The organism is Comamonas koreensis (assembly GCF_021026195.1).
Classification (GTDB): domain Bacteria; phylum Pseudomonadota; class Gammaproteobacteria; order Burkholderiales; family Burkholderiaceae_C; genus Comamonas; species Comamonas koreensis.
The window spans coordinates 186,335-198,618 of the sequence record NZ_JAJNCT010000003.1; the positions used below are offsets into that span (position 1 = coordinate 186,335).

The 12,284-nt window shown below is 63.6% G+C and carries 14 protein-coding genes; 12 read left to right on the plus strand and 2 right to left on the minus strand.

The window, feature by feature from the left end; translation table 11 throughout:
• Nucleotides 1–5 precede the first annotated feature (5 nt).
• The 5 genes from LPW39_RS00865 to hisD all read left to right on the plus strand — a co-directional run bounded on the left by LPW39_RS00865 (nucleotide 6) and on the right by hisD (nucleotide 4,180).
• Complete coding sequence (locus tag LPW39_RS00865; protein WP_021026080.1) at nucleotides 6–956, plus strand: ABC transporter ATP-binding protein; 951 nt, start codon at nucleotides 6–8, stop codon at nucleotides 954–956.
• Entirely contained in the window at nucleotides 953–1,708 is a 756-nt protein-coding gene (locus tag LPW39_RS00870) for an ABC transporter permease (protein ID WP_133856877.1), read from the plus strand. Before LPW39_RS00865 ends, LPW39_RS00870 begins: the two co-directional genes overlap by 4 nt.
• Nucleotides 1,709–1,809: 101 nt before the next feature.
• Complete coding sequence (locus LPW39_RS00875; RefSeq protein ID WP_230770544.1) at nucleotides 1,810–2,052, plus strand: BolA family protein; 243 nt, start codon at nucleotides 1,810–1,812, stop codon at nucleotides 2,050–2,052.
• Nucleotides 2,053–2,143: 91 nt separating this feature from the next.
• Entirely contained in the window at nucleotides 2,144–2,788 is a 645-nt protein-coding gene (gene hisG, locus LPW39_RS00880; RefSeq protein ID WP_230770780.1) for an ATP phosphoribosyltransferase, read from the plus strand.
• Nucleotides 2,789–2,860: 72 nt separating this feature from the next.
• A complete protein-coding gene (gene hisD / locus LPW39_RS00885) occupies nucleotides 2,861–4,180 on the plus strand; it encodes a histidinol dehydrogenase (protein ID WP_230770545.1) in 1,320 nt (439 codons plus the stop codon).
• A gap of 49 nt (nucleotides 4,181–4,229) precedes the next feature.
• Here hisD and LPW39_RS00890 read toward each other — a convergent pair whose 3' ends face one another.
• Entirely contained in the window at nucleotides 4,230–5,723 is a 1,494-nt protein-coding gene (locus LPW39_RS00890) for a glycosyltransferase family 39 protein (protein ID WP_230770546.1), read from the minus strand.
• A gap of 170 nt (nucleotides 5,724–5,893) precedes the next feature.
• Complete coding sequence (locus LPW39_RS00895) at nucleotides 5,894–6,769, minus strand: NAD-dependent protein deacetylase (protein ID WP_230770548.1); 876 nt, start codon at nucleotides 6,767–6,769, stop codon at nucleotides 5,894–5,896.
• A gap of 100 nt (nucleotides 6,770–6,869) precedes the next feature.
• Here LPW39_RS00895 and LPW39_RS00900 point away from each other — a divergent pair, with 100 nt between their 5' ends.
• The 7 genes from LPW39_RS00900 (at nucleotide 6,870) to galE (ending at nucleotide 12,164) form a co-directional block, all read left to right on the plus strand.
• A complete protein-coding gene (locus tag LPW39_RS00900) occupies nucleotides 6,870–7,130 on the plus strand; it encodes a DUF6364 family protein (protein WP_230770549.1) in 261 nt (86 codons plus the stop codon).
• Nucleotides 7,127–7,567, plus strand: a complete 441-nt coding sequence (locus tag LPW39_RS00905) for a PIN domain-containing protein (protein WP_230770552.1) — start codon at nucleotides 7,127–7,129, stop codon at nucleotides 7,565–7,567. Before LPW39_RS00900 ends, LPW39_RS00905 begins: the two co-directional genes overlap by 4 nt.
• 27 nt (nucleotides 7,568–7,594) lie before the next feature.
• Nucleotides 7,595–8,713 (plus strand): histidinol-phosphate transaminase, encoded by a 1,119-nt coding sequence (gene hisC, locus LPW39_RS00910; protein WP_230770554.1) that lies wholly within the window; start codon nucleotides 7,595–7,597, stop codon nucleotides 8,711–8,713.
• On the plus strand, nucleotides 8,710–9,339 hold the full coding sequence (hisB, locus tag LPW39_RS00915; protein WP_230770556.1) for an imidazoleglycerol-phosphate dehydratase HisB: 630 nt from the start codon (nucleotides 8,710–8,712) through the stop codon (nucleotides 9,337–9,339). Before hisC ends, hisB begins: the two co-directional genes overlap by 4 nt.
• A 38-nt stretch (nucleotides 9,340–9,377) precedes the next feature.
• Nucleotides 9,378–10,046 (plus strand): imidazole glycerol phosphate synthase subunit HisH, encoded by a 669-nt coding sequence (hisH, locus tag LPW39_RS00920; protein ID WP_230770558.1) that lies wholly within the window; start codon nucleotides 9,378–9,380, stop codon nucleotides 10,044–10,046.
• A gap of 23 nt (nucleotides 10,047–10,069) precedes the next feature.
• On the plus strand, nucleotides 10,070–10,816 hold the full coding sequence (hisA, locus tag LPW39_RS00925; protein WP_230770559.1) for a 1-(5-phosphoribosyl)-5-[(5-phosphoribosylamino)methylideneamino]imidazole-4-carboxamide isomerase: 747 nt from the start codon (nucleotides 10,070–10,072) through the stop codon (nucleotides 10,814–10,816).
• A gap of 337 nt (nucleotides 10,817–11,153) precedes the next feature.
• Nucleotides 11,154–12,164: a UDP-glucose 4-epimerase GalE gene (gene galE, locus LPW39_RS00930; RefSeq protein WP_230770561.1), complete on the plus strand. Its 1,011-nt coding sequence runs from the start codon at nucleotides 11,154–11,156 to the stop codon at nucleotides 12,162–12,164.
• The last annotated feature ends 120 nt before the right edge of the window (nucleotides 12,165–12,284 follow it).

Genomic DNA, 12,284 nt, shown 5'->3' on the forward strand with positions numbered 1-12,284 from the left:
GACTCATGTCCGCCATCGCATTCCAATCCGTCTCCAAGGTCTACCAGACCGCCAAGGGGCCCTTCCAGGCATTGAACAACGTCAGCCTCGATATTGAGGAAGGGGAGTTCTTTGGCCTGCTCGGTCCCAACGGCGCGGGCAAGACCACCATGATCAGTATTCTGGCCGGCCTGGCCCGCGCCAGCAGTGGCTCGGTCAAGGTGCTGGGCAGCGACGTGCGTGAGGATTACGCCAACGCGCGCCGCAAGCTCGGCATCGTGCCCCAGGAACTGGTTTTTGATCCCTTTTTCAATGTGCGCGAATCACTGCGCATCCAGTCCGGCTACTTCGGTGTGAAGAACAACGATGCCTGGATCGATGAGTTGCTTGAAAGCCTGGGGCTGGCCGACAAGGCCACCGCCAATATGCGCCAGCTCTCGGGTGGCATGAAGCGCCGCGTGCTGGTGGCCCAGGCGCTGGTACACAAGCCGCCGATCATCGTGCTCGATGAGCCCACGGCCGGCGTCGATGTGGAACTGCGCCAGACCTTGTGGCAGTTCGTCAGCAAGCTCAACAAGCAGGGCCATACGGTGCTGCTCACCACCCACTACCTGGAAGAGGCCGAGGCGCTGTGCAACCGCATTGCGATGCTGCGCTCGGGCCATGTGGTGGCCCTGTCGACGATGGCAGAGCTGCTGCAGGGCAGCTCTTCGAACGTGCTGCAGTTCAAGACCGATGGCCTGCTGCCGGCGGACCTGGCGGCCCAGGCGCGCATCACCGGCCGCATTGTGCAACTGCCCGCCAGCAGCGCTGCGGATGTGGAGCGCATCCTTGCGCAGCTGCGCACTGCCGGCGTGGTGGTGGAAGACCTGGAGATCCGCCGCGCGGATCTGGAGGATGTGTTCTTGCAAGTGATGGCGCGCGATGCCGTGGTGGACCATGCCACCACGCAACTGGGTGCGGGAGTGGCACGATGAGCGGCTGGCAAACCCTGTTTTACAAAGAAGTGCTGCGTTTTTGGAAGGTGAGCTTCCAGACCGTGGCCGCGCCGGTGCTGACTGCCGTGCTCTACCTGCTGATTTTTGGCCATGTGCTGCAAGGCCGGGTGACGGTGTTCAGCGATGTCAGCTACACCGCGTTCCTGGTGCCGGGCCTGGTGATGATGAGCCTGCTGCAGAACGCCTTTGCCAACAGCTCGTCGAGCCTGGTGCAAAGCAAGATCATGGGCAGCCTGGTGTTTGTGCTGCTGACGCCGCTGTCGCACTGGGGCTGGTTCTTTGCCTTTGTCGGCGCCTCCATCGTGCGCGGTCTGGCTGTCGGCCTGGGCGTCTATGTGATCACCTTGTTCTTTGCGCCGCCGCATTTTGCGTCGCTGCCCTGGGTGCTGATGTTTGCGGTGCTGGGCGCAGGCCTGATGGGAACCCTGGGCCTGCTCGCCGGCCTGTGGGCAGACAAGTTTGACCAGATGGCCGCGTTCCAGAACTTTGTGATCGTGCCGATGACCTTTCTGTCGGGCGTGTTCTATTCGATCCAGTCGCTGCCCCCGTTCTGGCAAAAGGTCAGCCACCTGAACCCGTTCTTCTACATGATCGACGGCTTCCGCTACGGCTTCTTTGGCCAGAGCGATACCTCCCCCTGGCTGAGCCTGGGCATTGTGGCCATTGCCTGGCTGCTGGTGAGTGCGCTGGCCGTGCAGCTGCTGCGCACCGGCTACAAGATCCGCAACTGATGACGACCTGCTGCAGCCCGCGTGGCTGCAGCCGCCTGGCCAGCAGCCCACCCCACGGAGCCGCTGGCAGGCATTTAGAACCGAATAAGTGAGAGCATGCAATGACTGCTGAGGACCTCCAAGACATCATCACCGCCGGCCTGGCCTGCGAGCATATCGCGCTCGAAGGCGATGGCCGCCACTGGTTTGCCACCATCGTGTCGCCCGCCTTTGAGGGCAAGCGCCTGATCCAGCGCCACCAGCTGGTCTATGCCACCTTGGGCCAGAAGATGCACACCGATGAGGTGCATGCGCTGTCGATGAAGACCTACACCCCTGCCGAGTGGGCTACCCAGCAGGCCTGATTTTTCTTGTTTCAACCCAGGCTGGCCCAGCCCCATCCGGCAAGGATGCGCAGGCTGCCGCTGGCGAAAGTGCCCCATGGACAACACCACCATGATCACCTTGGCCCTCTCCAAAGGCCGCATTTTTGACGAAACCCTGCCGCTGCTGGCAGCCGCAGGCATCGAGGTGCTGGAAGACCCCGAAAAATCGCGCAAGCTGATTTTTGCCACCACCCAGCCCGATGTACAGGTGGTGCTGGTGCGCGCCTCCGATGTGCCCACCTATGTGCAATACGGCGGTGCCGACCTGGGCGTGACCGGCAAGGACACCTTGCTGGAGCATGGCGGTGACGGCCTGTTCCAGCCGCTGGACCTGCAGATTGCCAAGTGCCGCGTGAGCGTGGCGGTGCGCAATGATTTTGACTATGCCCAGGCGGTCAAGCGCGGCGCACGGCTGCGGGTGGCCACCAAGTACCCGCAGATCGCCCGCGAGTTCTTTGCGCGCAAGGGCGTGCACGTGGACCTGATCAAGCTCTACGGCAGCATGGAGCTGGCTCCGCTGACCGGCCTGGCCGATGCCATCGTTGACCTGGTGAGCACCGGCAATACCCTGCGCGCCAACCACCTGCAGGAAGTCGAGCACATTATCGACATCAGCTCGCACCTGGTGGTGAACCAGGCGGCGCTCAAGCTCAAGCAAAAGCGCCTGCGCCACATCATCGATGTGTTTGCAGCCGGTGTGGCACAGAACAGCTAAGCCGCTCCCACCATCCCCCAGCAGGCTGGCACCTGCCTGTTTGAAAAGTGTCTGAGTCAGAAGGTAATCACTATGGAATTCGTTGCCACCCCCGCCCGTCTGTCAACCACCGATGCCCAGTTTGAGCATGACTTTGCTCAGCGCCTGCATTGGTCGGCAGACACGGATGCTGCTATTGAGCAGCGGGTGGCCGACATTCTGGCCGATGTGCAAAAGCGCGGTGATGCCGCCGTGCTGGACTACACCGCGCGCTTTGATGGCCTGCAAGCGGGCAGCATGCAGACGCTGGAGCTGCGCAAGGAAGAGCTCAAAGCCGCGTTTGACGGCTTGCCGGCCGAGCAGCGCGAGGCACTCGAATCCGCAGCGCGCCGCGTGCGCAGCTACCACGAGGCCCAGAAAAAGGCCAATGGCGAGAGCTGGAGCTACCGCGACGAAGACGGCACCTTGCTGGGCCAGAAGGTCACGCCGCTGGACCGCGTGGGCATCTATGTGCCCGGTGGCAAGGCTGCCTACCCCAGCAGCGTGCTGATGAACGCCATCCCCGCCCATGTGGCCGGGGTGGAAGACATCATCATGGTGGTGCCCACGCCCCAGGGCGTGAAGAATCCGCTGGTGCTGGCCGCTGCCTATGTGGCCGGCGTGCACCGCGCCTTTACCATTGGCGGTGCGCAGGCCGTGGCCGCGCTGGCTTATGGCACCGCCACCATCCCCAAGGTGGACAAGATCACCGGCCCGGGCAATGCCTATGTGGCCAGCGCCAAAAAGCGCGTGTTCGGCCTGGTGGGCATCGACATGATTGCCGGCCCCAGTGAAATCCTGGTGCTGGCCGATGGCACGACGCCGCCGGACTGGGTGGCGATGGACCTGTTCTCGCAGGCTGAGCATGATGAGCTGGCGCAGTCGATTCTGCTCTGCCCCGATGCCGCCTACCTGGATGCCGTGCAGCGCGAGATCGACCGTCTACTGCCCGAGATGCCGCGCAAGGCCATCATTGCCAAGAGCCTGTCCGACCGGGGCGCGCTGATCCTCACGCGTGACATGGAGGAGGCCTGCGCGCTGAGCAACCGCATTGCGCCCGAGCACCTGGAGGTCTCCAGCCGCGATCCGCACCGCTGGGAGCCGCTGCTCAAGCACGCGGGCGCGATCTTCCTGGGCGCCTACACCAGCGAAAGCCTGGGCGACTACTGCGCAGGTCCCAACCATGTGCTGCCCACCAGCGGCACCGCCCGTTTCTCGTCGCCGCTGGGGGTCTACGACTTCCAAAAGCGCTCCAGCCTGATCGAGGTGAGCGAGGCCGGTGCCCAGGTGCTGGGCAAGACCGCTGCGGTGCTGGCTTATGGCGAAGGCCTGCAAGGCCACGCACGCGCGGCCGAGATGCGCATCAAACGTTAAATCGTTCTACGCTGCCCCGCGTCATCAAGACAGGGGCAGCGCAGCGTCCTCAATGGCGATCGCAGGCCGCCGGCACATAGGCCTGCCACTGCACCACCAGCTGGGTACGGCTTTGGCCCCGGCGCCAGGGAATGCTCCACGCGCCCTCATGCATGCGCATGCCCTGCAGCCCATCAAGTACCGGGTAGGGCCCGGTGGGGGCATCCCGATCCGCATCTTCTTCCAATTGCCAGATCCGCAGCGCGCCATGCTGCTGCAGGCGCTCGGCCGTAGCCCATGGTGAATGGCGCGGATCACCAGGGATCAGCACCGACGGTTGGCTTTTGGCGCTAATGGCGACCAGGCCACCGGTCCAGGCATCGCTGGCCACGGTATCGAGCGGGCAGCTGGACAGTGAATTCCAGGTGGCTTCAGCCTGCTGCGCCAGCGCAGCCGAGGGCCAGTCGCTGCGCACGGGGCTCTTGCGGAAGTCCGAGATCTTCCACAGGTACAAACCACAGAGCACGGAAATCAAGCTGAGCCACACGATGATGCCGCGCAGCAGATAAGGGCGCATGGGTGCCAGCCAGGCGCTGGGGATCAGCGCTGCAGCCAGCACGCCGCTGAAAGGCCACATCGGCACACCCCACATATCGCGCAAACGCAAGCCCAGCGCCATGCCCATGGTGGCCAGCAGCAAACCCGGGGCCAGCGCGATTAGGCAAAGGTAGGCCGGCTTGGCGCTGTGCCATTGCCAGGGGGCGGATACGGCAGGGCGCAGCCTGGACCAGCGCAGCCGCAAAAACCCAAACAGCAGCACCAGCAGGAGCGGCAGGTGGTTGAGCAGCTGGGTCAGCAAAAAGCCCAGCGCGCCTGCACGGGCTGATTCGCCATAGTGGTTGGAGGAGCGGTCCTTGGCATACGAGAAAGGCAGCCAATCGTTGTTGTGCAGCCAAAGCAGATGCGGTGCAAACACCAGCGCCATCATCAGCAGGGCCAGCCAGGGGCCCGGGCGGCGCAGCAGGCTGCATGCGGGGCTCAGCACGGTAAACAAGCCCAGGCAGAGCAGCAGCAGGCCGATGGAGTATTTGCTCAACAGGCCCAGGCCGGCCATCAGACCCAGCATCAGCCACTGCCAGCGCTTGTCATCCTGCCAGGCGGCCAGGTAAAAGTAGCAGATGCCGGCCCAGAAGGGCATCTGCGCAATGTTGTGGTTGAACTCCAGTGCAGGCCGGGTGTAGAAGGCCACGCCCATCGTCAGCACCGTGCCGATAAAGGCGCGTTCGCGCCCCACCAGGCGGCAGGCCGTCAACCAGACCAGCCACAAGGTCAGCGCCACGCAGAGTTGGCTCAGTGCAAACGGGCCCCAGCGGCCCAGTGCCAGAAAGGACACATGCAGCGCAATCGGTGGCAGTGGCGGGTGCTTGTAATAGCCCCATTGCCACTCACGCCCCCATCCCAGGCTCTCGACCACATCCAGTGGAAAGCTGGGGGCCAGCAGCGGCGGGAACAGGGTCCAGGCCAGGGCATACAGGCAGGCAAAGGCCAGCATGGTGCGCAGCATTTTCTGGTGGTCGTGCGGCTGAACTGGGGCTGAAACGGAAGGGGACATGCAGTGGGCGGTGCGGCACCGGGGCTGGGCCATAAGCTATGTAAAGCCCGCTAGTGTAGCTGTAGGCTATCGGCCTATCAGAACTCTCTACCGTTCGTGGCGCGGCGGCCCAGGATCAAAGCTCAATCCGTGCGGCCGGGCGCCAGCAGGTCAGCCAGACCACTCAGCGCGGGCGCGCAAGCCTGCGCCAGCTTGAGGTCCAGCAGCGCGTCATCGCGCATCTGGCCCAGGTTGATGGCTGCCACCGGCAAGCCGGCCTGCTTGGCTGCGTGCACAAAGCGCAGGCCCGAATACACCATCAAGGAGCTGCCCACCACCAGCAGCGCGCCGCTGGCGGCAAGGTAGTCCATGGCTTGCTGGCGGCGCGCGGCTGGTACGTTTTCACCGTAAAAGACGACATCGGGCTTGAGGATGCCGCCGCAAGCAGGGCAGGCAGGCACCTGAAAGGCGGCAAAGTCCACGCCAGCCAGATCGGCATCGCCATCGGGGGCGGCGCTGGCGCTCAGGTGCTGCCAATCGGGGTTGGCGGCCATCAGCTGGTGCTGAAAGTCAGCACGCGCCAGGCGCTGGCCGCAGCCCATGCAGACCACCTGGTCCAGCCGGCCATGCAGGTCTACCACCCGCTGGCTGCCCGCGCGCTGGTGCAGGCCATCGACGTTCTGGGTGATGATTGCCTGCACATAACCTGCCTGCTCCAGCCGGGCCAGTGCCTGGTGCGCGGCATTGGGCTGGGCCTGCGAGAACACTGGCCAGCCGACCAGGCTGCGCGCCCAGTAGCGCTGGCGCGTGAGTGTCTCGGTCATAAAGTCCTGAAAGCGCACAGGGGCAGGGCGTTTCCAGGCGCCTTGCGCATCGCGGTAGTCAGGGATGCCGCTGCCGGTGCTCACGCCCGCGCCGGTCAGCACAGTCCAGGGGCGGTGCTGTTGCAGCAAGCGGGTCAAGGCTGGCAGATCAGCGGATAGGGGGGCTTGCGGGAGAAGGTCGGTGAGGAGTGGCATGGCTTAGGACCAGATGATAGTGGCCGCAACGTCCGATTGCTGTAGTCTGGATTGGCGACACGAAATTCGTGCCGCACGAATTTCGTGTAAAATCGGCCGCATGAAAAATCTCACCATCACTGTGGAAGACAGCGTGCTGGAATGGGCCCGGGTCGAGGCCGCGCGGCGTGGCACCAGCGTCTCGCGCATGGTAGGAGATTTTATGGCCGAGCTCCAGCAGCGCGAGGACGCCTACGAGCGTGCCTACCTGGCCTGGCGCACGGACGAGCGCAGCTGGCAAGGCGGCGCAACGCCCCAGGGTGGCGCCGCTGCGGCACGCAAAATCGGCGGCCGCCGCAAGACCGGGCAGGCGGGCGCATGAGCACCGTGTTTGTCGATACCTCGGTGCTGGTCGCCGCAGAGAACGTCTCGGACGCCGCGCTCTACCAGGCCACATTGGACTGGCTCGACCTGCTGTGGAGCAACCGTACCGGCCGCACCGGCAACCAGGCGCTGAGCGAGTTCTACGACCAAGTCACCACGGCGGCCAGCCCCATGCCCCAAGGCGATGCGCGCGCCGCCATCCGCCGCTACCAAAGCTGGACGCCCTGGAAGACCGATGCCGCCACGTTGGAGACGGCCTGGGCGGTGCAGGCGCGCCATGCCTTGGACTTTGGCGATTGTCTGGCGGTGGCCTGCGCCCAGCACAGTGGCTGCCAGCAGATGCTCAGCCTCCACCTGCCCCATGGCGCCGAGTTTGGCGGGGTCACCATCGTGCACCCGTTGCGGCAGGCTGCACCGGCCCACGGCCAGGCCTGAATGTTTCTGATGTGAAAGAGTGATCCGATGACGTCTCAAGACAAGTCTCAGCAGGCCTTGCAACGCATCCGCGCCGATGTGCGCGCCATGCAGGCCTACCATGTGCAAGATTCCAAGGGTCTGCTGAAGATGGACACCATGGAGAACCCCTACCGCCTGCCCGACGCGCTGCAGCAAAAGCTGGGCGAGCGGCTGGGCGCGCTGGAGATCAACCGCTATCCGGGCGAGCGTCTGGAGACGCTCAAGAAAATGCTGGCCGACTATGTGGGCGCGCCGACCGGCACGGCCGTGCTGCTGGGCAATGGTTCGGACGAGATCATCACCTTGCTGGCGCTGGCCACGGCGCAGCCCCATGCTGAGGGCCGCGCCAAGATGCTCGCGCCGATGCCGGGCTTCGTGATGTACCCGATGTCCGCCCAACTGCAGGGCCTGGACTTTGTCGGCGTCAACCTGACGGCAGACTTTGACCTGGATGTGCCCGCGATGCAGGCCGCCATTGCCGCGCACCAGCCCGCCATCACCTATATCGCCTACCCCAACAACCCGACCGCCACCTTGTGGGATGACGACAAGGTGCAGGCTGTCATCGATGCGGTGGCCGACGTGGGCGGCCTGGTGGTGATGGACGAGGCTTACCAGCCCTTTGCCAGCCGCAGCTGGATCGACCAGATGCGTGCCGACCCCGCGCGCAATGCCCATGTGCTGCTGATGCGCACCCTGTCCAAGTTCGGCTTGGCCGGTGCGCGCCTGGGCTACCTGGTGGGGCCGGCGGTCATCGTCAACGAGATCGACAAGGTGCGCCCACCCTACAACATCAGCGTGCTCAACTGCGAGACGGCGATTTTTGCGCTGGAGAACGAGGCGCTTTATGCCGAGCAGGCCCGCGCCATTCGCGCAGAACGCCAGCCGCTCATCGACGCGCTGCAGGCGCTCAGCGGCGTGCGCCAGGTCTGGCCGTCGGAGGCTAATATGGTGCTGATGCGCGTGGACGATGCGGGCAAGACCCAGGCGGCGATGAAGGCGCGTGGCGTGCTCGTCAAGAATGTGTCGGCCATGCACCCGCTGCTGGCCCAGTGTCTGCGGCTGACCGTGGGCACCCGTGAAGAAAATGCCCGCATGCTGGCGGCGCTCAAGGAGTCTCTATGAACCATCTGGTGCCCACCCCATCGACCGCCACGCCGCTGCACCGCACGGCCGAAGTGGCCCGCAACACCGCCGAGACCCGCATCCAGGTGCGTGTCGACCTGGACGGCACGGGCCATGCCCGGCTGAATTCGGGCATCGGCTTTCTGGACCACATGCTCGACCAGATTGCGCGCCATGGTCTGATCGACCTGGACATTGAATGCGCAGGCGATCTGCACATCGACGGCCACCACACCGTCGAGGACATCGGCATTACGCTGGGCCAGGCCTTTGCCAATGCGATTGGTGATAAAAAAGGCATCCGCCGCTATGGCCATGCCTATGTGCCGCTCGATGAGGCGCTGAGCCGCGTGGTGATCGATTTCTCCGGCCGCCCGGGTCTGCACATGGATGTGAAATTCACGGCCGGCAGCATTGGCCAGCTCGATACGCAGCTGGTGTACGAGTTCTTCCAGGGCTTTGTGAACCATGCCGGCGTGACCTTGCACATCGACAACCTCAAGGGCTTCAACGCCCACCACCAGTGCGAGACCATCTTCAAGGCCTTTGCGCGCGCGCTGCGTTTCGCATTGGAGCATGATCCCCGCATGGCGGGCGTGATACCGTCCACCAAGGGCTCCCTGTAAGCTGCCGTTGGCGGCAGCCGCTACACTCCATTCTTGCTATGACAACTTCATCCAATACCGTTGCCGTGGTGGACTACGGCATGGGCAATCTGCGCTCGGTGTCGCAAGCCGTGCAGGCGGCGGCTGTGGGCTCGTCCGTGGCCGTGGTGGTGACGGCCGACCCCGAGGTGGTGCGTGCCGCCACCCGCATCGTGTTGCCAGGCCAGGGTGCCATGCGCGACTGCATGGCCGAGCTCAAGGCCTCGGGCCTGCAGGACAGCGTGCTGGAAGCGGCCCGCAACAAGCCGATGTTCGGCGTTTGCGTGGGCATGCAGATGCTGCTGGACCACAGCGAAGAGGGCGATACCCCGGGCCTGGGCCTGATTGCTGGCCAGGTGCGCAAGTTCCAGCTGGCGGGCCGCACCCAGGCCGATGGCAGCCGCTTCAAGGTGCCACAAATGGGCTGGAACCAGGTGCAGCAACAAGCCCATGGCGGCCAGCCGCACCCGGTTTGGCAAGGCGTGCCCGACCAGTCCTATTTCTATTTTGTCCACAGCTTTTATGCGGCCCCCGCCAGTGATGCCCAGTGCCACGGCTGGGCCGAGTATGGCGAGCGCTTTGCCTGCGCCATTGGCCGTGACAACATCTTCGCGACCCAGTTTCATCCAGAAAAAAGTGCGGACCAGGGCCTGGCGCTCTACCGCAACTTCCTGCACTGGAATCCTTAAATTTTCACCGTCAGCCCACTACCATGCTGCTCATTCCTGCGATTGACCTCAAGGACGGTCACTGCGTTCGCCTCAAGCAAGGCGATATGGACCAATCCACCACTTTTGGTGAAGACCCGGTTGCGGTCGCCCGCCGCTGGTTCGACGCGGGCGCGCGCCGCCTGCATCTGGTGGATCTCAATGGCGCCTTTGCCGGCCAGCCCAAGAACCTGCCGGTCATCAAGGCCATCCTGAAAGAGTTCGGTGACGAGCTGCCGGTGCAGCTGGGCGGCGGCATCCGCGATCTGGACACCATCGAAAAATACATTGATGCGGGCATGCAGTACGTGATCATCGGCACCGCCGCAGTCAAGGACCCCGGCTTTCTGCAGAATGCCTGCACGGCCTTTGCGGGCCATATCATCGTTGGCCTTGATGCCAAGGATGGCATGGTTGCCACCGATGGCTGGAGCAAGATCACCCAGCACTCGGTCATCGAAACGGCCAAGCGCTTTGAGGACTGGGGCGTGGAATCGATCATCTACACCGACATCGGCCGCGACGGCATGCTCAGCGGCATCAACATGGAAGCGACCATCAAGCTGGCCCAGGCAATCAAGATCCCCGTCATTGCCTCCGGTGGTCTGTCGGGCATGGCGGATATCGAAGCGCTGTGCAAGGCCGAGCCCGAAGGCGTCGAAGGCGTCATCTGCGGCCGCGCCATTTACACCGGTGACCTGGATTTTGCAGCCGCCCAGGAGCGCGCAGACCAGTTGAGTGAAGGCTTCTGACTGACGCTGAAACTCTCTGCAACAAAGCACAATGGAATGGCTACCCCTGGGTGGCCATTTTTACGTCTGTTTTAATTGAAACAATTTGTATTCTATCTCTGCGATCCTCACGCTGCTTGCCTGTGGGAGCTGGACTACACCGCTCTTTTAAGTCCATGTGGTGACTGCGAATTTGAAAAATGTCAACAAATGCTAGTTGTTACCCGCAGCTGCTTCTGGCGACCGACAAAGGTTTGAGACAACTGTGGCTTATTGGACAATGGTCACTTGGCAGGATGACAGAATCCATAGAAATCTTGGATAGCGCATTCTGCAAGACCTCTTTGAAAGCCCCCCTGTGATACTCGTGACTGGCGGAGCCGGCTATGTTGGCTCTCATATCTGCGTTGCTTTGGCCGAAGCCGGCGTGCCGTTCCTGATTCTGGATAACTTCAGCAATGCCAGGCGTTCAGTCATCACGCGGCTGGGCAAGATCCTCGGCTTTGCGCCGCCTTGCATCGACGCCGATGTGCGCGATGTGGCAGTGCTCGAGCAGCTGTTCGATGAGCAGCACTTCGATGCCGTGATCCACAGCGCATTCCTGACCGCATCTGCCGATGCTGCGCGAGAGCCGCTGCGCTACTATGACAACAATGTGTCGGGCACCATTGGCCTGCTGCGCGCCATGCAGACGGCCGGTTTGCGCAATCTGGTGGTGTCTTCCTCATCGGTGGTCTACGGTGATCCGGCACCCCAAGCGGTGCGAGAGGACGCGCCGCTGTCTGCCAGCACACCCTATGGCCAAACGGCACTGATGGTCGAGCAGGTGCTCAGCAGCCTCGATGAGGCCTCGCCCAAGCGCTGGCGCATGGCCTTGCTGCGCAGCTTCAACGCTGTGGGCTGCCATGACAGCGGCTTGATTGCCGAAGACCCACCCCGCATGTCCTCCCATGTGGCGCCTTATCTGGCCCAGGTAGCTGCCGGCAAGCGCGATGGTCTGCGCATTTATGGCGGTGACTACCCCACGCCCGATGGCACCCCCGTGCGCGACTACCTGCATGTGATGGACTTGGCCCGTGCCTATGTGGCGACCTTGCCGTATCTGCGCAGCCATCCGGGACTGTCCCGCTTCAATATCGGCTCTGGCCAGCCCACCTCGGTGCTGGGCCTGGTGCGCGCGTTTGAGCATGCCAATGGCAGGGCAGTGCCTTTCCGCATCGGCGCACGCCGCGCCGGCGATGCTGCCCACTGCTGGGCCGATATCTCGCGGGCCCGCAACGAGCTGGGTTGGCAACCCCAGCTGGGGCTGGACCGCATGATGGAAGATGTCTGGCGCTGGCAGATCGGCACCGGCCGCAGCGTGCATTGATGAATCACCAGCCTGGTAGCCCAACAGCACCAGGCTTTTTTCTGGCCCCGCAGTCTGCGCGCCCAGGCTGGGCGTGTTATCGTTTTGCCCGTCTGGCGCTATCGCCACCGCTCCCATTTG